Raw genomic sequence first — 20,857 nt, 5'->3', positions numbered from 1 at the left:
CTCACCTGCTTTTCATAGCCTCTGCCACCAGTTGTTCTACTTCCTCAACGGGAACCTTCTGTATACGGCATTTGCCAATTTTCTCGGGAAACACAAAGCTAATTGTGCCCCCTCTACGTTTTTTGTCCATCAATGTTCCCTGGGCAATATCCTGTATGGAATACTCCGTTTTTGTGGGCAGCCCATTCTTCACCAATGCCTTACGAATTCTTTCGCCAATGCCCATTTCTGCAATGCCTTTTTCTTCTGCCGCATTGGCAATTAGGCATAAACCAATGGAAACAGCATGGCCATGGGAGACGGAAAATTGACTCAACTTTTCAATGGAATGTCCTAATGTATGCCCTAGGTTCAGCAATTGCCTCTCCCCATTATCAAACTCGTCACGCATCACAATGTCCCGCTTCATAGAAACACAAATTTCAATCGTTTCTTCCAAGTCCTGTATAAACTCTAGGGATTCAACCTTTTCAAATAATGCTTCATTGCCAATAATGCCATATTTTAATGTCTCTGCAATGCCATCGGCAAAAGTCCCCTTGGGAAGGGACAACATTGCATTGGTATCGCAAACCACCAGTTTTGGCTGGTAAAATGCCCCTGCCATGTTTTTTCCTGCTTTTAAGTCGATGGCCGTCTTCCCACCTACGGATGAGTCCACCGCAGCCAAAAAAGTGGTAGGGATCTGCACAAAATTGATTCCCCTTTGGTATACCGCCGCCGCAAAACCAGCCATATCTCCAACAACACCACCACCCAAGGCAATAATAATATCCTGCCTTGTCATTTCCTCCTGAGCAAGAAATTCCAAAATATCACCTAATGTGCCGATATGCTTGGAACCCTCCCCTTGAGGAAAAGCGAATTTGCATATAGAAAAACCTGCCTGCGTCAAGGAATGGGCAACTGTTGCAGAAAATAACGTATCCACCTTATTGTCCGTAATGATTGCTGCTTTGCAGCAAGTTACTCTTCTTGCAACTTCTTTGCCAACCTGGCTTAGCAATCCCTTGCCAATTAAAATGTCATATTCTGTTGATGTATTGACCTTTACTGTTCTCATAGGCAACCTCATTCAAATTCTTTTACTTCATCAATGGCAAGGCGTTTTTCCTTGCCCTCCTTCAACATTGCCTTTAGCTTTTCTTCATCCTTTTCTCTGATTACCCGGCTGTATCCTTGCAGGCGTGTAATCAAGCTGTCAATTTCATCTGCAAGATAATCGCTATTGTCCAAAAACAGTTCGGTCCACATGGTCTCATTTAACTTTGCCACACGGGTCATGTCATGGAAACTCCCTGCGGAAAAGCCTTTAAATTTGGGGGATAATTCGCTCTTAATGTACGCACTGGAAACAACGTGAGCCAGCTGAGAAGTGTAGGCAATCATCTGGTCATGTTCTGCATCCGTAGCAACCTGCATTCTGGAAAATCCAAGGCTTTTAAAGAAAAAGCTTAGCTCGTTCATTGGTGCAATGTCTGTCCCCGTATATGGGGTCAAAATCATGGTTGCCCCTTCAAACAAATGGGGCGTTGAATATGTAAACCCGCTTCGCTCAATGCCTGCCATGGGATGAGCACCACAGAAAAGAAATCCATTTTCCTTTGCCAATGCCTGCAATGGCTGACAAACAACACGCTTAATACCCGCACAATCCACAACCATAGTTCCCTTTTTAAATTTAGAAGCAAACTTTTTCACATAGTCCACAGTTGCCCCAGGATACAATGCAATCAACACCATATCACACTCTGATGGGTCGCCATCCTCCAAAATATCATGTACTGCTTCCGCTAACTTTGCGCTAAAACCAATTGTTTCTGATTGATCCCAACCAAAAACCGTATGCTCTGTTTTTTGCTTGATTGCCTTGGCCATAGAACCACCAATCAGCCCCAAACCAATAACTCCAATCTTCATATGCTCACCTCATTCTCCCCTACAAATTTTATGTAAAGTTGGTTTTCCCCTTCATTCCCGAGGAAATACCCAACTTCATTTTCATTCTTCAGCTTTATTCGTTGTCAAATTTGCAAGCGAAAGGCTTTATTTGGAAAACAGCCTTTGCTACATCATCAAATGCTTCAGGTGTCAATGACTGTGCTCCGTCACATAGTGCGTGGGCTGGGTCGTTGTGAACTTCAATCATCAAGCCATCTGCCCCTGCCGCAGTTGCCGCCATTGCCATAGGTTTTACCATGTAAGAGTATCCCAAAGCATGGCTAGGATCTATTACAACGGGCAAATGTGTCAACTTCTTCAAAACAGGAATGATAGAAAGATCTAATGTGTTTCTTGTTCTTGTTTCGAAAGTACGAATACCTCTTTCACAAAGAATTACGTTTTCATTGCCACCCGCCATGATGTATTCTGCACTCATCAACAGCTCATCAATGGTGTTAGCCAAACCTCTTTTTAACAGAATTACCTTATCTGTTTTGCCCAACTCTTTCAACAGTTCAAAATTCTGCATATTTCTTGCACCAACCTGAATGACATCAACAGGGTCAAACAATGGCAGGTGGGTAATATTCATAATTTCAGAAACAATGGGCAATCCTGTTTCTTTTTTTGCCTCACATAAAAGGTCGATGCCTTCACCGTGTAAACCCTGGAAAGCGTAAGGAGAAGTACGAGGCTTGAACGCACCGCCACGCAACATACCTGCCCCTGATTTCTTTACGCATTCTGCGACGTAGCAAACCTGTTCCCTAGACTCAACTGAGCAAGGCCCAGCAATAATCTGGAATTCGCCACCACCAATTTTTACACCATTAACATCGACCACTAATCTTTCATGATGGAATTTTCTATTTGCATTTTTGAAAGGCTCCTGAATTCTTTGAACATTTTCAACAATATCCAAGGAACGAACCAAGTCCATGTCAACACCCGAAGTATCCCCAACCAAACCAACGATGGTATGGTTCACCCCGACAGACATATGTGTGTCAATACCCATACTCTTCAACCACGCTTTTAAATTCTCAATTTGTTCTTCTTTTGTGCCGTTCTTCAATACTACGATCATATTATTATCCTCCTTATTGTGCCCAAATATTTTCTCATCTGAAAGATATTTTGTAAAAAATTGAATCAATACATACATCTTTGCTTTTTCTATAAAAAAAGAAAGACTCCGCAGCGAATTTCACTGCGAAGTCTCTATAAGCCTTCATTTAAGAAAAAACCATCAAAACAAACCGTCTTTTCTCACAGTAAAATTCACTTTGAATCTCTGAAAACACGGTAAAAGTAAAAGTATGTAGTTGCAGCAAATTTAATCTGATTCATATTCGCAACCTCTTTCACATTTATTTTGGTATTTGGTTATTTTTTACCATACTACCACAAAGACATATGTCTGTAAACCCCTAAATTTTAAAATCATTGTAAAACTTAAGTAAGTTTGTACAATAAAGCCTTTTTGGTTTTAAGATCGAATAAAATAGCATAAGAAAATACTTTAGATAAAATGCAAAATATTCTTTTATAATGCTTATGTTTTTCTCTAGATCACCCAAAACATCACAATTTATGATTATAATCGTCATATTCTTTATTAATTTGGTGCTATTATAGTTTTTATTGTAAACCTTTTGTATTTCTTCCCTGATTTTACTTCCGTACAATTTTTATTCAATCATTCCTTCAATCGTACCTTTGGGTAAAATGTAACAATTCAAACAAATTGCAACAGCTAGCAAATTCAACAAGTCATTTTAATACCATTCATGAAATTAACCAAGAATTTTCACTTTCATACGCTTTTATGTCTCTCTTGCCTATGAAGCATATCTTTATACCTTGGTTCCATTTCATTCTTGCCCAATACGCAAATACCTAACAAATGGGCTGAAGTAAGTTTCCGATCTCAGCTTAAGCATCTTATACCGCTTTCGCAAAGCCATTTCCCCATGTTTCTGTTTCACACCGTGCCGTTAAAACAATAATCTCCAAAATTCGAATCAATAAATTTGAACCATCAGGGTATACTAATAAAAAAATAAGGAGGAATTGTTATGGAGCTTTCCCCTGATAAAAACGAACTGTCCCAAGCTTTGGCTAAAAATACGTTAGACGATATTCCTTCGCCTAATTCAAACGCCAAAAAAATTACAGGTTTAATCAAACAAGGCGGAAAGGTTACAGGCTATCAACTTTCTGACCATACCATGATACAAAAAGAAGAAGCCATTGCTTTGGCTCGCCAAGGGGGCATTTTAGGCGTCGGAATAGCCCATCGGGGTGATACCGAATATTTAAAATCAATTCCCGATGGCACAGAAAATAATAACCTTTCCAATTTACCCACAGTCACTACCCATGAATAAGGGCATTAAACACCCATAATATCTATCTAAAATGAATGATTTTTTTATGGTGATATGTTTTGACGCACTCTCATTTTTATTTATTAAAAATTTTATCTTACTTTTACTGTGTAGAAAAAGACATCCATCAGATGTCTTTTTCTTTGAGCAGTAAAAACAAACCTTTTATTTTATTTATTCTCTTAACAAAGCCCATAATAATACCTTTCCTTTATTCTTCTGCAAATAAAATATAGACATTGTTTCATTTTTTTTCTTGACATGGGCTAAAATAGATGTTATATTATGGAAAATTTATCTATGGTGGTGAATACTCAATGAACGATATTTCTACAAAATCTTTTACATGGCGTTGGTGGAACTCTGTTATTACAAGCAGGGTCACTTTGTCGTGCAGAGGATTACAGGAATATGGTTTTCAATATAGATGGTTTTAAAACATGGTGTTTTAAAGCGCAATATGATTTCTATTGAAACTTTAAATCCCCCTCGGTTTACGCAAGTGAGCCGTGGGGGATTTTTTTATTTATTTTACAGGAGGAATGCAAAATGTTTATGCCAACCCTAGAACAAGCAGCAAAATTAGCACCCCACTACAACTTCATCCCCATTACTTATGAAATGCCCTCGGATATGTTCTCCCCCCTTTGGGCGTTGAAGGCATTAAAAAACATATCTACCCACTGCTTTTTACTGGAGAGCGTAGAAAACTCAAAAATGTGGGGACGTTATACCTTTCTTGGCTATGACCCCCTCATGGAAATCACCTGCAACCACGGGGAGATTTGTATTAAAAAAGGTTCTGTACAAGAGGTTGTTCAAGGGAACCCAAATGCCTACCTAAAAGCCTTTATGAAGCAATATAAATCACCCCAAATGGAACATTTGCCTCCTTTTACTGGAGGTTTGGTTGGTTATTTTAGTTACGATTACATTAAGTATAGCGAGCCATCCTTAAACCTAGATGCCAAAGACGAGGAAAATTTCAACGATATGGATCTTATGCTGTTTCACAAAGTTATCGTTTTTGATAACCTCCTGCAACGTCTATGTTTAATTGTCAACATCGACTGCGAAAATCTTGAGGAAGGTTATAAAAATGCTATCTCAGAACTAGAGAAAATCAGAAATTACCTTCTCTCCAAGCCAACCTTAGATAAATGTGAAGGCACTTTAAAATCAGCTCTAAAACCCCTTTTTAATCGCCAGCAGTATTGTGAGATGGTTGAAAAGGCTAAAAAACATATCTTCGAAGGAGATACTTTTCAAGTAGTTCTTTCCAACCGCCTAGAGGCAGAATTCGAGGGTAGTCTTTTAAATACCTATCGTAGCCTGCGTTCCACAAACCCCTCGCCCTATATGTTCTACTTCGGCAGCGATAAAATAGAAATGGCGGGTTCCTCCCCCGAAACCTTAGTAAAGCTGGAACAGGGCATTCTTCATACTTTCCCCCTGGCTGGCACAAGAAAAAGAGGGAACACCCTCCAGGAGGACATAGCCCAAGAAAAAGAATTGCTTTCCGATGAAAAAGAACTGGCTGAACACAATATGCTGGTAGATCTAGGGCGAAACGATTTAGGTAAAATCAGTAACTTTGGCAGTGTCACCGTGGAAAATTATCAATCAGTGCTACGCTTTTCCCACGTCATGCATATTGGTTCAACCATAAAAGGCCAACTCAAAGATGGTTTAGGCGCTGTAGATGCCATTGAGGCCGTACTACCGGCAGGCACCCTTTCCGGTGCACCAAAAATTCGTGCTTGTCAAATCATCAATGATTTAGAAAATAACAAAAGAGGTATTTATGGTGGCGCCGTTGGTTATTTGGATTTTAAAGGGAACATGGATACCTGCATTGCCATTCGCCTGTGCTTTCAAAAAAATGGAAAAATATATGTGCGCTCTGGTGCAGGTATTGTGGCCGATAGCGTGGCAGAAACAGAATATGAAGAATGTATCAACAAAGCGGCGGCAGTTGTTGTGGCCCTTAAACAATCACAAGGAGGATTCTAAATGACTTTACTCATCGATAATTATGATAGCTTTACCTACAATCTCTATCAGCTCATTGGGAGCATCGCCCCCAAAGTCAAAGTAATCCGAAACGATGAAATGACTGTGGCACAAATCAAAGCTTTGGCACCCACGCACATCGTTCTTCCCCCCGGCCCAGGAACCCCAACGGATGCAGGTATCTGTATACAGGTGGTAAAAGAACTGGGAAGCCAAATTCCCATTCTTGGTGTCTGCTTAGGCCACCAAGCAATTTTCCAGGCCTTTGGTGGTACCGTTTCCCATGCAGAACAGCTCATGCACGGAAAACAATCTAAGGCACTCCTTAATATCAATTGCACCCTGTTCAAAAATATGCCTGGCATCATTCAAGTGGCAAGATATCATTCCCTTGCGGGAAAAAAAGAGACTCTACCCCCTTCTCTCACTATCACTGCCAATACCATTGATGGAGAAATTATGGCTGTATCTCACAAGGAATACCCCATTTATGGGGTGCAATTTCACCCCGAATCCATCCTCACCCAACACGGAAAAACAATTATAAAAAATTTTTTGGAGGTAGCCACCAATGATTGAAGCAGCAATAATCAAATTGTCCAAAAAACAAAATTTAAACTATACGGAAGCAATCACCGTCATGGATGAAATTATGTTAGGCAAAGCCAGCAATATTCAAATTTCATCCTACCTAACGGCCTTGTCACTAAAAGGGGAAACCATAGAGGAAATCACCGCCTCCGCCGCAGGCATGAGAAATCACTGTGTTAAATTGCTCCATGAGGAAGATGCCCTAGAAATCGTGGGTACCGGTGGAGACCATTCAAACAGCTTCAATATTTCCACAACCTCAGCCATCATTGTTTCGTCAGCAGGTATCCCCGTAGCAAAGCACGGTAATCGCTCTGCTTCCAGCCAATGTGGTTCGGCAGATGTTTTGGAGGCTTTGGGCGTAAATATTTTCATATCTGCCGAGGAAAGTGCACGGCTGTTAAAGGACATTGGTCTATGCTTTATGTTTGCCCAAAATTATCATATTGCCATGAAATACGTAGCACCCATCCGCAAAGAATTGAGCATACGAACGGTCTTCAATATTTTAGGCCCCCTCTGTAACCCAGCAGGAGCCACCATGCAGCTTTTAGGGGTTTACGATGAGGCATTGGTGGAGCCTATTGCAAAAGTTCTTTGCCAGTTGGGAGTTAAAAATGCAATGGTAGTCTACGGCCTGGATGGACTAGATGAGATCTCCCTTTCCTCGCCCACTTTAATTTGTGAAGTAAAAAACGGTTGGGTAAAATCCTACCAAATTACACCTGAACAGTTTGGCTTCACCCGCTGCAATACGTCAGAATTAGTAGGGGGAAATGCCACTCAAAATGCCCAAATCATCCAAGAAATTCTCCAAGGGAAAAAAGGTGCAAAGCGTGATGCCGTTGTCCTAAATTCCGCCGCAGCCTTATATGTGGCAAAGGATATCTCCTTTGAGGATGCCATCCAACAGGTAGAGAATCTGATCGATAGTGGCAAAGCCATGGAACAGCTTGAAAAATTTATTCGATTATCAAATGAGGTGAAATCATGATTCTTGAAAAAATAGTGGAATCCACACAAAAAAGGGTAGCTACCATAAAGTCACAGTTTGATTTTCCCTTCCAAAAAGCCCTAGAAAAAAAAGAAATGTCCTTTATCTGCGAAATCAAAAAAGCCTCCCCCTCAAAAGGGCTGATTGCCCAAGAATTCCCATATCTCTGCATTGCAAGGGAATATGAACAAGCAGGGGCCGCTGGGATATCCGTCCTCACCGAGCCCCAATTTTTCAAAGGCTGCATCCAATATCTCAAAGAAATTAGTGCATCCACAACTGTGCCAACTTTGCGTAAAGATTTTATCATTGATCCCTATCAAATCTATGAAGCCAAAGCCTGTGGTGCATCCGCTGTGTTGCTGATCGCAGAAATTCTAGAGGAAGAAACATTAAAAACCTTTCTCCAGCTATCAGAAAACCTGGGAATGTCAGCCCTAGTGGAAAGCCATAGTCTTTCTCAATTGAAAAAATCCCTGCGCTGTGGTGCAAAAATCGTCGGGGTGAATAATCGTAACTTAGAAACATTTGAGGTGGATATCAAAACCGCCCTATGCCTTCGGGAGTATGTTCCGCCAAATGTTCTTTTTGTTGCCGAAAGTGGCATTCAAACCCCGGATCATATTAAGCTTCTCTCTGACGCTGGCGTGGATGGAGTGTTGATTGGGGAAACCTTTATGAGGGCAAGGGATAAAATAGCAATAATGTCAAAATTAAGGAGCCTACTATGAAAATCAAAATTTGTGGACTGTCTCGCCAGGAGGACATTGCTTATGTGAATGAATCCTTACCCGATTACATCGGCTTTGTCTTTGCTAAAAGCAAACGTCAGGTATCTCTCCTTCAGGCAAAAGCATTAAAAGCAAAGCTCAATCGTCAAATTCAAGCTGTTGGTGTGTTTGTCGATGAGGATTTGACTGTGGTGCAAAAAGCGGTGGATGAAAAAATAATAGACATGGTTCAACTTCACGGAAAAGAAACCGATGATTACATAGAAAAAATCAATGCACCAGTCATAAAGGCTATTCGGGTGGGAGATAAGATTTCAGAACAGGCAGATTTTCTTTTGTTCGATTCTGCCACTGCAGGCAGTGGCCAAACTTTCGATTGGACACGAATTCCCAAGACAGCAAAACCGTTTTTTATCGCTGGTGGCATTGATATTTACAACGTTGAGCAGGTAAAACTTTTACATCCCTTTGGTATTGATATCTCCAGTGGTGTAGAAACAGATGGGATCAAAGATAAAATTAAAATAAAAGAAATGGTTAGGAGTGTTAGAAATGTCAAAAGGTAGATTCGGAATTCACGGTGGACAATATATTCCCGAAACACTAATGAATGAAATCATTCACTTAGAGCAGCAATACGAATTTTATAAAAACGACAAAGCATTTCAGCAAGAACTGCAATACCTTTTAAACAATTATGCAGGTCGACCATCCCACCTTTATTTTGCCGAAAAAATGACAAAAGACTTAGGGGGAGCAAGAATTTATTTGAAAAGAGAAGATTTAAATCATACGGGATCTCATAAAATCAATAATGTATTGGGGCAAGTTCTCCTGGCGAAAAAAATGGGCAAAACCAGAGTCATTGCTGAAACAGGCGCAGGCCAACATGGAGTTGCAACTGCCACAGCGGCAGCCTTGCTTGGTTTGGAATGTGAAGTATTTATGGGTAAAGAAGATATGGAGAGGCAAGCATTGAATGTGTTTCGCATGGAGCTTCTAGGTGCAAAGGTTCATGCTGTTACTAGCGGAACCCAAACCTTAAAAGATGCGGTCAACGAGACCATGCGAGAATGGACATCTCGGGTTCATGATACCCATTATGTTTTAGGCTCTGTTATGGGTCCCCATCCCTTTCCCACCATGGTTCGAGATTTCCAAAGTGTCATCAGCCAAGAGGCTAGAACCCAGATTTTAGATGTAGAAGGAAAACTACCAGATATGGTAGTTGCCTGTGTGGGAGGAGGCAGTAATGCAATGGGTATGTTTTATCACTTTATCCCCGATTCTACCGTAAAACTAGTGGGTTGTGAGGCTGCGGGCTACGGAGTAGATACAGATAAAAATGCGGCAACCATTGCCAACGGTAGCCTTGGTGTTTTCCATGGCATGAAATCCTACTTCTGTCAAGACAAGTGTGGGCAAATTGCTCCCGTCTATTCCATTTCCGCCGGCCTGGACTATCCAGGAATTGGCCCAGAGCACGCAAATCTTCATGACACAGGACGGGCAACCTATATCCCCATCACCGATGGGGAAGCTATCGATGCCTTTGAATATCTTTCTAAAACAGAGGGCATTATTCCTGCCATCGAATCCGCCCATGCCATTGCTTATGTAAAAAATGTTGCGCCAACCATGGAGAAGAATAGCATTATCATTCTTTGTGTTTCAGGTAGAGGGGATAAAGATGTAGCGGCAATAGCCAGACATAAGGGGGTAGATATTCATGAGTAATATTGATAAAGCATTCAAAAGTGGGAAGGCTTTTATTGGATTTTTAACAGCAGGTGACCCAAGCCTTGAAAAAACAGAACAGTTCATCCTAGCAATGGAGGAAGCAGGGGCAGACCTAATCGAAATTGGTATCCCCTTTTCAGACCCCATTGCTGAGGGCAAAGTCATCGAGCGTGCCAATATTAGGGCTTTAAATGCTGGAACTACCACAGATAGGGTGTTTGATATGGTGCAGAGGGTTCGCCAAAAAACCAAAATCCCTTTGGTTTTCCTCACCTATCTTAACCCCGTATTTTGTTATGTTTATGAGAATTTCTTCAAAAAGTGCAACTCTGTTGGCATAGACGGTATCATCATCCCTGATTTGCCCTTTGAAGAAAAGAATGAAGTTCTCCCTTTTGCCAATGAACAAAATATAGACCTCATCTCATTCATTTCACCAACTTCGGAAGATAGAATTTCTATGATTACAAGTCACAGCAAAGGCTTTATTTATTTGGTGTCTTCCATGGGCGTTACGGGAGTTAGAAATGAAATCACCACCAATTTATCATTGTTGACCCAAAGCATCAAATGCAATTCCAATATACCTGTTTGTGTTGGGTTTGGCATTTCCACACCCCAGCAAGGCAAAGAAATTTCTGCCTTTGCCGATGGTATTATTGTTGGTAGTGCCATTGTCAAAATCATTGAACAATACGGCGCCCATGCAAAACCGCACCTTACTGACTATGTAAGCAAAATGAAGAATAACCTATAACATACAAAAGTATAATACTGTCATTTCTAGCCAATGAAAGGGACTTTCCCCTCCGTTGGCTTTTTATTATTTTCTCCTAAAAGAGTCATGCAAGAGTTGATTATCCCAATTATTCTCCAGCAAATTTAAATTTATAAACGCTAACCATTTGTTCAACCAAATCATTTTATCTTACTTGCACTTTTACACCAAAGCTCTTATTTCAATCAAAAAAATAACTCCCTAAAAACGGGAGTTTGGAAAGCTGATAACGGGATTCGAACCCGTGACCTCCACCTTACCAAGGTGACGCTCTACCTACTGAGCCATATCAGCAAAGTGGCAAAATTATATAAATTTGCCAGCCTGTATATTTTATCATATTGTTTTTGTTTCGTCAAGATTTTTTTCCTCCAGAAATCTCTCAAGCTTCTTCTTTACTCTTTGCAAAGCGTTATCAATGGATTTCTCCGTTTTCTGCAAGCTCTTAGCGATTTCAAAATAACTTCTGCCCTGCAAATATAATGAAAGAACCCTGGTTTCAAATCCACTAAGGCTCTTTACCATTTGCATTTGAATAAAGTTCTTGTTTTCCTGCCCAATAAATAAAGCCTCAGGGTTTAATAGTTCCCCATCCTGCAATAAATCGATATATGTTTGCTCAGAATCATCATCAAAAACAGGTTTATTTAAAGAAATATAAGAATTCAGAGGCTGATGCTTGTGTCTTGTTGCAGCTTTAATCGCAGTTATCATCTGGCGATTTACACATAACTCTGCAAACCCCCCAAAGGATGCATTTTTTTCTCTGTTATAATCACGCACAGCTTTATATAGCCCAATCATCCCCTCTTGGATAATATCTTCACTATCTGCTCCAATTAAAAAATATGCTCTGGACCTAGCCTTTACAAGGGGTTTAAATTTATCCATCAAATATTCTTCTGCTTGTGTGTCCCCTTGCTGTGCTAGGGATACCAGTTCCTCGTCTTTCAATGCCGCAAAACTTACTCTTTTATGCTCTGCGGCCTTAACCGCCCCTTGGCATATGTCTATTTTTTTCTCCTCAATGCTTCTATCCATTCCAACGCCTCCTGATCAAGATGATCTGCCAATAAATTATTCTTCGGTGGTTTGTTCTCAATAAATCGTTCCCTTAAATAATTTGATTCTGCTTGAATCTCCAATCGTAGCTCTTTCGCCGTCATTCTGGTTGCACCCTGGCCATAAATGATAAGCTGCTCCAGGCTATCCCCCGTTGCAACCCTTACCCTGTAATGTTTGGGCATAGAAGTGACTACCCTCTCGATATAATGATCTGCTGTTTCTGCCTCTTTTGTATAAACAACATAAATATTGTGATAAGGATAAACAGTCCCAACATTTCCTTTGACCAAATATCCGTCAAAAACCAATATAATCGTGGTATTTTTAACTCCCTTATAATTGGAGAGAATGTCCATAAGCTTTTGCCTTGCGCTTTCCAAGCTTACATCCATTGCCAACTCTTTTAAATCTTCCCAGGCATGAATAATATTATATCCGTCCACTAACAAAAATTCCTTTTGCAAAAGCTCCCCTCCATTCTGTATTTGATATACACAATAGAGTATCATATTTCGTCACATTTTGCAAAACCACTATTTACATTCTATAACCGTGCATCCATTGAACATCATGGCCAAACAATAGATTCCAATCAACCCTTGTTGAATTTTCTTTGTCTAACCACCTCATACATTAAAAGCCCCGCTGCCACCGATGCATTTAATGAAGAAATCTGGCCGTACATAGGGATAGATGCAGTAAAGTCGCAGTTTTCTTTCACCAAACGGCTTACACCTTCCCCTTCACTGCCTATGATCAATGCCAAAGGACCCCTCATATCGGTGTCAAAATGGTCTAAACCCTTCATATCCGCACAAGCAATCCAAAGGCCTTCTTTTTTCAATTTTTCCATGGTCTTGACAATATTTGTAACCCGTGCCACAGGCATATATTCCATAGCTCCTGCCGATGTCTTTCCAACCGTAGCATTTAGCCCCACTGAACGACGCTTGGGAATAATCACCCCATGCACGCCTGCACACTCAGCAGTACGCAAAATTGCCCCTAAATTGTGGGGATCGGTGATTCCATCCAATAAAAGGATAAAAGGTTCTTCTTCCTTTTTTCTAGCAATGGCCAAAATATCCTCAACCTCAACGTATTCGTGGGCTGAAACCAAAGCAATCACGCCCTGGTGATTTTTTGTCTGAGATAACTCGTCCAATTTTTGACGGCTAACCTCCTGAATCACCACACCCTTTTCTGATGCCACGGCTACGATTCTTTTAATGGTTCCTTCTAAATTGCCCCTTAGAACCATTAACTTTTCCATATCCCTACCGCTTCGTAACACTTCCAAAACAGCATTTCTACCCTCAACCTGATTCTCATTTACTTCTCTTTGCTTTTCGTTATATTCTCTCTGTTTTCTTTCCACAGAAAAACCTCCTGTAATTTTCTCAAATAAAACTCTGCGTTCTTAAGGTTTCAATAAAGTCCAAACCAAAGAGGCTTCACCTACGAATCTTAGAAAGTGTTACCCCTTTGTCCCTTCCAAACACCCTCCTGCCCAACGGTTCAACAAAAGTTTTGGCTTCGAATTACAAAAAACCAGTAGTGTTTGAAACAACGCATAAACTCATTCACCTTCCTTAAAAACGCAAAAATAATGTTATAGAAAGCCGAAGGAATAGGTTTCTTTCAATCCTTCGGCTTTTTTTATTTTTATTCCTATTACTTTATTATATCCGCCATTCCCAAAGAAAACAAGGAAATTGCTCGTTCTTTTTCCCCTTTTAGATATAAATATCCAAGTAATGCTTCAAGACCTGTGGCATGGCGATAATCCATCAAATCTGCATTTTTCGGGGTTGTAAAAGATTTTGCGTTGCGTCCACGACGAAAAACGGCAGCTTCTTCTTCTGTCAGCTCTTGTGCAATACGAAAATACATCTGGGCCTGAGCTTTGGCATTCACCAAATCCTTTGCCTTTTTGTGTAGACGATTCACAGGTGCATTCCCATCAGTCAGCACCGTAAGCCTAACAAACATCTCGTATACAGCATCGCCTATATAAGCAAGTCCCAAAGGAGAAAGACCCCTAGGGTCAACTTCTCCCCCACCACCTAAAATCAAATCAAGTTCTTTTAAATTCATACTTAACCTCTAAACCATTGAACACCCTGACGAGTGTCTTTAATTGTGATTCCCATAGCTGACAATTCTTCTCTGATTGCATCAGCCGCAGCAAAATCCTTTGCCTTTTTGGCTTCTGTTCTCTTAGCAATCAAAGTTTCTATTTTATCTGTTTCTTCGTCAGAAATACTTTCTTCAGAAACCTCAGCAACACCCAATACACCACACAGATGATCCAACATATCCTGAATTTTTATAGCATATTCCTTGGTAACGCCAGCTTTCACAGCAATGTTGCTAAAACGAACCAATTCATATATTACAGAAATGGCATCTGCAGTGTTAAAGTCGTCATCCATAGCTGCTTCAAACTGATCTTTATATTTCATAAGGTCAGCTGTTTGTGCCTTTTCCTCATCAGTGATTTTGCTATCAACTGCATTTTGTATATAAAAATCTAATTCTTTTCTAGCATTCTTAATTCTCTCTAAGCCATTCTGGCAAGCCTGCATCAAATCACGGCTAAAGTTGATAGGGCTTCTGTAATGACCATTTAAAATGAAGAAACGAATTACTTCATAGGGGAATTGGGCCGCAATATCCCTAACAGTGAAGAAGTTCCCTAAAGATTTAGACATTTTTTCGTTATCAACGGTAATAAATCCATTGTGCAACCAATATTTTGCAAACTGGCAACCATTGCAAGCCTCGCTTTGGGCAATTTCATTTTCATGGTGAGGGAATACCAAATCCTCGCCGCCGGCATGAATATCAATTTTTTCCCCCAAATGATGCTTTGCCATAACAGAGCATTCAATGTGCCATCCTGGTCTGCCTTCGCCCCAAGGAGATGTCCAACTGGGTTCACCTTCTTTTTTGGGTTTCCAAAGAACAAAGTCCGTAGGGTTTTTCTTTGCATCATCCACAGAAACACGCTCGCTACCCCCAGCAATCAATTCGTCCAAATTTTTTCTTGATAACTTTCCGTATTCTGGAAATTTCTTAGTATCATAATAAACTGTGCCCTTATCTTCATAAGCAAATCCTTTATCCACCAAGTCTTTTACCATTTCAATAATCAGGTCCATTTCCTCTGTTACACGAGGGTGAATGGTAGCCCTCTTTACATTCAAACCATCCGCATCATGGAAAGCTTCCTGGATGTATCTGTTGGAAATTTCCTGCATTGTGCTATTTTCTTTGTTGGCACGGTTGATAATTTTATCATCCACATCTGTAAAGTTCTGGACATAAGTCACCTCATATCCCTTATACTCCAAATAGCGCCTTACAGTGTCAAACACAACGTAAGGGCGAGCATTTCCAATATGAATATAGTCATACACCGTAGGGCCGCAAACGTACATCTTCACTTTGCCTTCCTCAATGGGTACAAACTCTTCTTTTTGTCTAGTCAATGTATTATAAACTTTCATCAAATTCATCCTTTCTGCGTTCATAGTCTGCTAAAAAAGTAAAGAATCATTTACAACAAAAAACAGATATTACATATACCAAACCGCAATCATTTCGTTGTTTGTAAATTTAATTGGGAGGAGATAATCTCAGTTTAGATTATCCCCTCTGCCTTGAGTAATTATATCATACTTTTATAAAAAATACTTATTTTTTCCAAGGAACGAAAATTTTTATACCGCTCTTCTTTTGGAACCTCTCAATTCTTCTGGTGCCACAGGTGAAATGCGTACGCCATCTTTTCTCACTACCATCACAGGTGAACCAACAGCTGTTACGTTTTCTGGAATATCCTGAATTACAACGGATCCAGCACCAATTTTTGAATTTTTGCCAATGGTAACAGGTCCCAACACAATTGTACCTGCACCGATCATTACGTTGTCCTCCAGGGTTGGGTGTCTCTTGTTTTTATCTTTTCCTGTTCCCCCCAGTGTCACCCCATGATACAGCATAACATTATCACCAATTTCCGCTGTTTCACCAATTACAATCCCCATTCCATGATCAATGAAAAAATTCTTTCCAATGGTTGCACCTGGGTGAATCTCAATGCCCGTAATAAAGCGTGAAAATTGGGAAATCAATCTTGCCAAAAAAAACATATGTTTTTTGTATAGCCTGTGGGCAATTCTATGATTGATTACCGCCCAAAAGCTGGGATACAAAAATACCTCAATATTACTTTTAATTGCCGGATCTTTTTCCTTAATTACCCTAATTGATTCTTTTAACATAAATATTCCTCCTGTTTTAAAAATTCCAATAAATAAAAGTTATACCTTGCTTTTATCTACATCCATTCCCCTCAAGTATCTTTTGACTCTATAAAAAGTTCCTAAACAGAAACAAAAAAAGCCTCGTCTTTATACAACATAAAGACGAAGCTATAATATCTCCGCGGTTCCACTTTAATTAGATGGCCATCACCATCTCTCTTTGGGACTGTAACGTTGTCACCGGACACAAGCTACTAAAACAAATCTTTCACCTGTTCAGTTCAGGAACGCACTTCGTCCTCCCCCACCTATAAGCGACTCCCACCCATGTCTATAAAGATATTGACAGTCAAAACCATGTACTTCATGGTCTCAAATCTCATCACCTTGCACCAAGGCCGCTATTCTCTGTTAGGTAAGAAAAGGATTACTCTTTTCCATCATAACCTTTTTCCTATTCACTTTTGGTTAATAAGGCAAACTGCCGTGGCAGCAATACCCTCTCCTGCTCCAGTAAAACCCAAGCCTTCTTCCGTTGTGGCCTTGACATTTACTTGGTCTAATTCTATCCCTAAAACCCTAGCAATATTCTCGCGCATCTTTGGAATATATGGCGCCACTTTAGGCCGTTGAGCAATAATTGTAGCGTCAAGGTTTATTATACAATAACCTTTTTCTAAAATCAAGTACAAAACTTCCGACAGCAGCTTTAAGCTATCAGCATCTTTATACTCCTGGCCAGTGTCTGGAAAATGCTTTCCAATGTCTCCCAAGGCTGCTGCTCCCAACAGGGCATCCATAATTGCATGAAGCAAAACATCAGCATCAGAATGACCTAAAAGTCCTTTTTCAAAAGGTATCTCAACCCCACCCATGATGAGCTTGCGTCCCTCCACCAATTTATGAACATCATATCCGGAACCAATCCGCATATTTCCTACCTCGCTTTCAAAATATGCAACAACAACAAAAATTCTCCTCCGAAACATATCTTTTCAAATATTTTCTTTGAACCAACTATAACCTGACCCTAAATTTATGTCAAGCTAATAAATTCTTTCAGAAAGAAGCAGGAAAGAACCCATACTACACAAACAACAAAAGAAAAACAACAATGACGCTCGCATTAACGGATAAAATTTGTTTTGATTCCTTTTTCAATTTTAGGAAGCTGGATGCCATTATCTTTGGCACAAGCAAAGCTTTTTAACATCCATGCCATGTTGGTACCAATATTTCTCATAGTTTGTAACCCCTCCAAGTCTTGCTTTACCTCATCTGGTGTATTGCCATGCACCATGTTCCAATAGCTAGAGGAAACAATGGGCATTAGGGCTATGGTAAAGTACTTGTTTATCACATCAAAGGATGCTGTTGTGCCACCTCTCCTTGCAGAAAGCACAGCCGCCGCTGGCTTAAAGTGAAATGGATGTTTGTCAATTGTGCTGGATGAACAGTAAAAAGCTCTATCTAGAAAAGAAAGTAGCCGTCCGCTGGGGTGAGCGTAGTAAACAGGGGACCCAAATATAAATCCATCTGCATTTTTCGCCTTCTCCACAAACCTATTTACATCGTCATCATCAAAAATACATTTTCCGTTTGTACATTTATTGCAACCAATGCAATCCCTAATTGGTTTTGGTCCCAATTGAAAAATTTCGTACTCGACTCCTTTTGCTTCTAAACTTTTTCCCACCTCAGTCAGCGCCGTAAAGGTGCACCCACTTAAATTCGCACTTCCATTAACCATAAGAACTTTCATTCTTTATGTCCTCCTAAACTCTTATTTAATAATACCCACTAATACATACTGGTATCTACTGGTACACATTTGCACCCCTTAACACACTTAATTAATTTCATTGTAATAAAGATGAAAAACCTCATCTTTTATTTTTATTATAAAAGACCCTTGTATTATTCCATTATAAAATTCAAAATTAATTTTGTATAGTCAAAGGAAAAAAATATAGTAAAGATGCGAATTTTTTTTCCTTATCCTTTTTTCACAACCTTAAGGTTTTTGTAATATAGCCTCAATATAATCTTACTTTTATCTACTTTTTATTGTGGTATCATTAACTTAACCGCATTTTTTAAAAGGAAAACCTCATATCATTATCAATACCAAATTTATAAAATATGTTAGGCCCTTAAATTTACTACTTTTCTAGCAAACTCAACTTTAGAGAGGATTTATTATGAAAAAACGTAAAAAAAAATATATCATTGCTCTTTTTCTCATCCTAGTCCTCCTCCTTGCAGCATTTGATGTAAGGTTAAAAACAGTTACCTATACCATTGAATCTGACAAAATATCAAATCAAGTACGTATCGCCTTAATTACAGACCTCCATTCCTGCGCTTATGGTGAAGGTCAGAAACATTTGATCAGGGCAATTGAAAAGAAAAATCCCGATATAATCCTTTTGGGCGGCGACATTTGTGATGATGAAATACCCCACGTTAACACCGAGGCTCTTCTAAAAAGTATTTCCAGCAAATACCCTTGTTTTTATGTTACGGGCAACCATGAATTTTGGAGTGATGATGTAGAGTCTATTCTAGATATGTTTCGAACGTATCACGTCACCGTGCTTCAAGGCTCTTTCCAAACCATCGAAGCCCAGAATGAAAAAATTAACATTTGCGGTATCGATGACCCAGAGGTAGAGAGATATTCAGGGGATTTTGTAATTACCCAGCAGCTAGAAGCCGTCAAAAAAGCCAACGATAATGAACTTTACACTATTTTACTGGCTCACCGACCAGAGTTAAATGCCAGATATCGTCAATATGGGTTTGACCTAATCATGTGCGGCCATGCCCATGGTGGGCAATGGCGCATCCCTGGAATTATGAATGGACTTCTTGCCCCAAACCAAGGCTGGTTTCCTCCTTATGCTGGTGGTAAATATGCTTTTGGTGATACATACATGGTTGTTAGTCGGGGATTAGCCCGTGAAACCACGCGAATTCCAAGAATCTTCAATCGTCCAGAATTGGTGATTGTGGAATTAAATTAAAGCTTATCTGTATCGAGCACAAACACGGTACTTAGAGGATATATTTAAAATATAAGTTTTCCTTCACACCCATCCCAACATCAAAACCACACCTTAACCCTGTGGTTTCCGCTTGCCCTAGAAGGGCTTATACTGGCATGGACCCGCCCTTTGAGTGTTCAGCAAACTGCAATACCTTCTCAGGAAGCCCCACAAGAGGCTTCCTGTTGTCATCCCATTTATTCTAATTATCTGTATATGGACTTATATACCCATCTATAGATATAGGTTTTACTTCATGCCCTCTCTTGTAGTTAAACTTCCTTCACTATTCCATCCTTTTGGCCTGTATGTATAAAGAATACTGCCTTTAGCAAAAATCACTAAATCTAAATTTGCACTTTAAATTTCATGTCCTTCAAGTGTTATCATATCTTTTCCCATTGATTAAAGCACAAGTTGTATTCTATGAAAAATTGCATTCATGCCATTTTTAATTTAAAGTTTAAACAATATTCTCTTTTGTCAGTATAAATCTACATAGTTATGATGATGCTTCCCTTGAACCTTAATGGTTGATAAGCGTTTACTAGCGCGCCCCCTTGGTAGAACAACCAATACTATGATAGTACAACGAAAACATAGTTCATTTTTGGAAGTTTTTATAAATTCATTTAGTTATCCGTAAAAATAAAAAAAACATCTATACAAGATGTTTTTAAATACAAAAATAGCGGAGGAGGGATTTGAACCCCCGACACTGCGGGTATGAACCGCATGCTCTAGCCAACTGAGCTACTCCGCCATATCTATATTAAATTATTTTTTTCGGAAAAAATGGGAGTTACAGGGCTCGAACCTGTGACCCTCTGCTTGTAAGGCAGATGCTCTCCCAGCTGAGCTAAACTCCCAAAACGACTCAGAAGGGACTCGAACCCTCGACCTCCGGCGTGACAGGCCGGCGCTCTAACCAACTGAGCTACTAAGCCATATTTAATTAAAGTAAGTGGGTCTTCAGGGACTCGAACCCGGGACCGTCCGGTTATGAGCCGGATGCTCTAACCAACTGAGCTAAAGACCCAAAATTTGTGCCCAGTTAAAAAACAAGCCGATGATCGGACTCGAACCGATAACCTGCTGATTACAAGTCAGCTGCTCTGCCAATTGAGCCACATCGGCTTAATAATAGATTCCGGCAACCATCTACTTTCCCAGGCAGCTACCCACCAAGTATCATCGACCGCTCAGGTCTTAACCGACGTGTTCGGAATGGGAACGGGTGTGTCCCCTGAGCGCATCATCACCGGAAATCTAAAAAATGATCCGTGCGGGATT

The 20,857-nt window shown here is 40.0% G+C and carries 20 protein-coding genes, 6 tRNA genes, 1 rRNA gene and 1 other annotated feature; of the genes, 9 read left to right on the top strand and 18 right to left on the bottom strand.

What is annotated here, in order from left to right:
• Window position 1: 1 nt before the first annotated feature.
• From aroB to aroF, 3 genes are all read right to left on the bottom strand, one after another.
• Window positions 2-1,063 carry a 3-dehydroquinate synthase gene (aroB, locus tag ABVZ64_RS10180; protein ID WP_352400903.1) on the bottom strand — a complete coding sequence of 354 codons (1,062 nt, stop codon included), beginning with the start codon at window positions 1,061-1,063 and terminating at the stop codon, window positions 2-4.
• An 8-nt stretch (window positions 1,064-1,071) separates the two neighbouring features.
• Complete coding sequence (locus tag ABVZ64_RS10175; RefSeq protein ID WP_352400902.1) at window positions 1,072-1,920, bottom strand: prephenate dehydrogenase; 849 nt, start codon at window positions 1,918-1,920, stop codon at window positions 1,072-1,074.
• 94 nt (window positions 1,921-2,014) lie between these two features.
• Window positions 2,015-3,031 carry a 3-deoxy-7-phosphoheptulonate synthase gene (gene aroF / locus ABVZ64_RS10170; RefSeq protein ID WP_352400901.1) on the bottom strand — a complete coding sequence of 339 codons (1,017 nt, stop codon included), beginning with the start codon at window positions 3,029-3,031 and terminating at the stop codon, window positions 2,015-2,017.
• A 991-nt stretch (window positions 3,032-4,022) separates the two neighbouring features.
• Between aroF and ABVZ64_RS10165 the strand changes: the two genes are divergently transcribed.
• From ABVZ64_RS10165 to trpA, 8 genes are all read left to right on the top strand, one after another.
• On the top strand, window positions 4,023-4,334 hold the full coding sequence (locus ABVZ64_RS10165; protein ID WP_352400900.1) for a DUF3892 domain-containing protein: 312 nt from the start codon (window positions 4,023-4,025) through the stop codon (window positions 4,332-4,334).
• A 549-nt stretch (window positions 4,335-4,883) separates the two neighbouring features.
• A complete protein-coding gene (locus ABVZ64_RS10160) occupies window positions 4,884-6,347 on the top strand; it encodes an anthranilate synthase component I family protein (RefSeq protein WP_352400899.1) in 1,464 nt (487 codons plus the stop codon).
• Window positions 6,348-6,926, top strand: a complete 579-nt coding sequence (locus ABVZ64_RS10155) for an anthranilate synthase component II (RefSeq protein WP_352400898.1) — start codon at window positions 6,348-6,350, stop codon at window positions 6,924-6,926. It abuts the gene before it with no gap.
• Complete coding sequence (gene trpD / locus ABVZ64_RS10150; protein WP_352400897.1) at window positions 6,919-7,932, top strand: anthranilate phosphoribosyltransferase; 1,014 nt, start codon at window positions 6,919-6,921, stop codon at window positions 7,930-7,932. The genes ABVZ64_RS10155 and trpD overlap by 8 nt, the downstream gene beginning before the upstream one ends.
• The gene (trpC, locus tag ABVZ64_RS10145) at window positions 7,929-8,663 is read left to right on the top strand and encodes an indole-3-glycerol phosphate synthase TrpC (protein WP_352400896.1); all 735 of its coding nucleotides are present in this window, start codon (window positions 7,929-7,931) and stop codon (window positions 8,661-8,663) included. Before trpD ends, trpC begins: the two co-directional genes overlap by 4 nt.
• Window positions 8,660-9,229 carry a phosphoribosylanthranilate isomerase gene (locus ABVZ64_RS10140; RefSeq protein ID WP_352400895.1) on the top strand — a complete coding sequence of 190 codons (570 nt, stop codon included), beginning with the start codon at window positions 8,660-8,662 and terminating at the stop codon, window positions 9,227-9,229. The genes trpC and ABVZ64_RS10140 overlap by 4 nt, the downstream gene beginning before the upstream one ends.
• Entirely contained in the window at window positions 9,216-10,400 is a 1,185-nt protein-coding gene (trpB, locus tag ABVZ64_RS10135) for a tryptophan synthase subunit beta (protein ID WP_352400894.1), read from the top strand. Before ABVZ64_RS10140 ends, trpB begins: the two co-directional genes overlap by 14 nt.
• A complete protein-coding gene (gene trpA, locus ABVZ64_RS10130; protein ID WP_352400893.1) occupies window positions 10,393-11,160 on the top strand; it encodes a tryptophan synthase subunit alpha in 768 nt (255 codons plus the stop codon). The genes trpB and trpA overlap by 8 nt, the downstream gene beginning before the upstream one ends.
• A 242-nt stretch (window positions 11,161-11,402) precedes the next feature.
• Here the strand turns inward: trpA and ABVZ64_RS10125 are convergent.
• The 9 genes from ABVZ64_RS10125 to ABVZ64_RS10085 all read right to left on the bottom strand — a co-directional run bounded on the left by ABVZ64_RS10125 (window position 11,403) and on the right by ABVZ64_RS10085 (window position 18,279).
• Window positions 11,403-11,475: transfer RNA gene (locus ABVZ64_RS10125), tRNA-Thr, on the bottom strand.
• Between the two features lie 42 nt (window positions 11,476-11,517).
• Complete coding sequence (sigH, locus tag ABVZ64_RS10120; protein WP_352400892.1) at window positions 11,518-12,222, bottom strand: RNA polymerase sporulation sigma factor SigH; 705 nt, start codon at window positions 12,220-12,222, stop codon at window positions 11,518-11,520.
• The gene (locus tag ABVZ64_RS10115) at window positions 12,192-12,710 is read right to left on the bottom strand and encodes an NYN domain-containing protein (RefSeq protein ID WP_352400891.1); all 519 of its coding nucleotides are present in this window, start codon (window positions 12,708-12,710) and stop codon (window positions 12,192-12,194) included. Before ABVZ64_RS10115 ends, sigH begins: the two co-directional genes overlap by 31 nt.
• 128 nt (window positions 12,711-12,838) lie before the next feature.
• Entirely contained in the window at window positions 12,839-13,624 is a 786-nt protein-coding gene (gene rlmB, locus ABVZ64_RS10110; protein WP_352400890.1) for a 23S rRNA (guanosine(2251)-2'-O)-methyltransferase RlmB, read from the bottom strand.
• A 296-nt stretch (window positions 13,625-13,920) separates the two neighbouring features.
• Window positions 13,921-14,343, bottom strand: coding sequence for a Mini-ribonuclease 3 (locus tag ABVZ64_RS10105; RefSeq protein ID WP_352400889.1), 423 nt, complete (start codon window positions 14,341-14,343; stop codon window positions 13,921-13,923).
• A 2-nt stretch (window positions 14,344-14,345) separates the two neighbouring features.
• On the bottom strand, window positions 14,346-15,758 hold the full coding sequence (cysS, locus tag ABVZ64_RS10100) for a cysteine--tRNA ligase (RefSeq protein WP_352400888.1): 1,413 nt from the start codon (window positions 15,756-15,758) through the stop codon (window positions 14,346-14,348).
• Between the two features lie 213 nt (window positions 15,759-15,971).
• Complete coding sequence (gene epsC / locus ABVZ64_RS10095; RefSeq protein WP_352400887.1) at window positions 15,972-16,535, bottom strand: serine O-acetyltransferase EpsC; 564 nt, start codon at window positions 16,533-16,535, stop codon at window positions 15,972-15,974.
• Window positions 16,536-16,672: 137 nt separating this feature from the next.
• Window positions 16,673-16,970, bottom strand: a binding site (T-box leader).
• Between the two features lie 5 nt (window positions 16,971-16,975).
• Window positions 16,976-17,449: a 2-C-methyl-D-erythritol 2,4-cyclodiphosphate synthase gene (gene ispF / locus ABVZ64_RS10090; protein WP_352400886.1), complete on the bottom strand. Its 474-nt coding sequence runs from the start codon at window positions 17,447-17,449 to the stop codon at window positions 16,976-16,978.
• A gap of 194 nt (window positions 17,450-17,643) precedes the next feature.
• The gene (locus ABVZ64_RS10085) at window positions 17,644-18,279 is read right to left on the bottom strand and encodes a flavodoxin family protein (RefSeq protein ID WP_352400885.1); all 636 of its coding nucleotides are present in this window, start codon (window positions 18,277-18,279) and stop codon (window positions 17,644-17,646) included.
• A gap of 439 nt (window positions 18,280-18,718) precedes the next feature.
• On the opposite strand from ABVZ64_RS10085, the gene ABVZ64_RS10080 reads away from it, so the two are divergent.
• A complete protein-coding gene (locus ABVZ64_RS10080; RefSeq protein WP_352400884.1) occupies window positions 18,719-19,543 on the top strand; it encodes a metallophosphoesterase in 825 nt (274 codons plus the stop codon).
• Window positions 19,544-20,253: 710 nt separating this feature from the next.
• On the opposite strand, the gene ABVZ64_RS10075 is transcribed toward ABVZ64_RS10080, so the two are convergent.
• The 6 genes from ABVZ64_RS10075 to rrf form a co-directional block, all read right to left on the bottom strand.
• A tRNA-Met gene (locus ABVZ64_RS10075) sits at window positions 20,254-20,327 on the bottom strand.
• 33 nt (window positions 20,328-20,360) lie between these two features.
• Window positions 20,361-20,433: transfer RNA gene (locus ABVZ64_RS10070), tRNA-Val, on the bottom strand.
• A gap of 4 nt (window positions 20,434-20,437) precedes the next feature.
• Window positions 20,438-20,511: transfer RNA gene (locus ABVZ64_RS10065), tRNA-Asp, on the bottom strand.
• Between the two features lie 18 nt (window positions 20,512-20,529).
• Window positions 20,530-20,603, bottom strand: a tRNA-Ile gene (locus ABVZ64_RS10060).
• 25 nt (window positions 20,604-20,628) lie between these two features.
• A tRNA-Thr gene (locus tag ABVZ64_RS10055) sits at window positions 20,629-20,701 on the bottom strand.
• Between the two features lie 11 nt (window positions 20,702-20,712).
• Window positions 20,713-20,830, bottom strand: a 5S ribosomal RNA gene (gene rrf / locus ABVZ64_RS10050).
• Window positions 20,831-20,857: the final 27 nt, after the last annotated feature.

This window comes from Anaerotignum sp. (genome assembly GCF_040307045.1).
Classification (GTDB): domain Bacteria; phylum Bacillota; class Clostridia; order Lachnospirales; family Anaerotignaceae; genus Chakrabartyella.
The sequence above is the reverse complement of the archived record's forward strand: the minus strand, read 5'-3'. Positions and strand labels throughout refer to the sequence as shown.

Excerpts from the sequence above, each read along its gene's own strand:
- ABVZ64_RS10160 (WP_352400899.1), top strand. The coding sequence starts at position 4,884 with ATGTTTATGCCAACCCTAGAACAAGCAGCAAAATTAGCACCCCACTAC.
- ABVZ64_RS10105 (WP_352400889.1), bottom strand. The coding sequence starts at position 14,343 with ATGAATTTAAAAGAACTTGATTTGATTTTAGGTGGTGGGGGAGAAGTT.
- ABVZ64_RS10140 (WP_352400895.1), top strand. The coding sequence starts at position 8,660 with ATGAAAATCAAAATTTGTGGACTGTCTCGCCAGGAGGACATTGCTTAT.
- ABVZ64_RS10155 (WP_352400898.1), top strand. The coding sequence starts at position 6,348 with ATGACTTTACTCATCGATAATTATGATAGCTTTACCTACAATCTCTAT.
- aroB (WP_352400903.1), bottom strand. The coding sequence starts at position 1,063 with ATGAGAACAGTAAAGGTCAATACATCAACAGAATATGACATTTTAATT.
- sigH (WP_352400892.1), bottom strand. The coding sequence starts at position 12,222 with ATGGATAGAAGCATTGAGGAGAAAAAAATAGACATATGCCAAGGGGCG.
- ABVZ64_RS10085 (WP_352400885.1), bottom strand. The coding sequence starts at position 18,279 with ATGAAAGTTCTTATGGTTAATGGAAGTGCGAATTTAAGTGGGTGCACC.
- cysS (WP_352400888.1), bottom strand. The coding sequence starts at position 15,758 with ATGAAAGTTTATAATACATTGACTAGACAAAAAGAAGAGTTTGTACCC.
- trpC (WP_352400896.1), top strand. The coding sequence starts at position 7,929 with ATGATTCTTGAAAAAATAGTGGAATCCACACAAAAAAGGGTAGCTACC.
- ispF (WP_352400886.1), bottom strand. The coding sequence starts at position 17,449 with ATGCGGATTGGTTCCGGATATGATGTTCATAAATTGGTGGAGGGACGC.
- ABVZ64_RS10080 (WP_352400884.1), top strand. The coding sequence starts at position 18,719 with ATGAAAAAACGTAAAAAAAAATATATCATTGCTCTTTTTCTCATCCTA.
- aroF (WP_352400901.1), bottom strand. The coding sequence starts at position 3,031 with ATGATCGTAGTATTGAAGAACGGCACAAAAGAAGAACAAATTGAGAAT.
- trpA (WP_352400893.1), top strand. The coding sequence starts at position 10,393 with ATGAGTAATATTGATAAAGCATTCAAAAGTGGGAAGGCTTTTATTGGA.
- ABVZ64_RS10165 (WP_352400900.1), top strand. The coding sequence starts at position 4,023 with ATGGAGCTTTCCCCTGATAAAAACGAACTGTCCCAAGCTTTGGCTAAA.
- trpB (WP_352400894.1), top strand. The coding sequence starts at position 9,216 with ATGTCAAAAGGTAGATTCGGAATTCACGGTGGACAATATATTCCCGAA.
- epsC (WP_352400887.1), bottom strand. The coding sequence starts at position 16,535 with ATGTTAAAAGAATCAATTAGGGTAATTAAGGAAAAAGATCCGGCAATT.
- trpD (WP_352400897.1), top strand. The coding sequence starts at position 6,919 with ATGATTGAAGCAGCAATAATCAAATTGTCCAAAAAACAAAATTTAAAC.
- ABVZ64_RS10175 (WP_352400902.1), bottom strand. The coding sequence starts at position 1,920 with ATGAAGATTGGAGTTATTGGTTTGGGGCTGATTGGTGGTTCTATGGCC.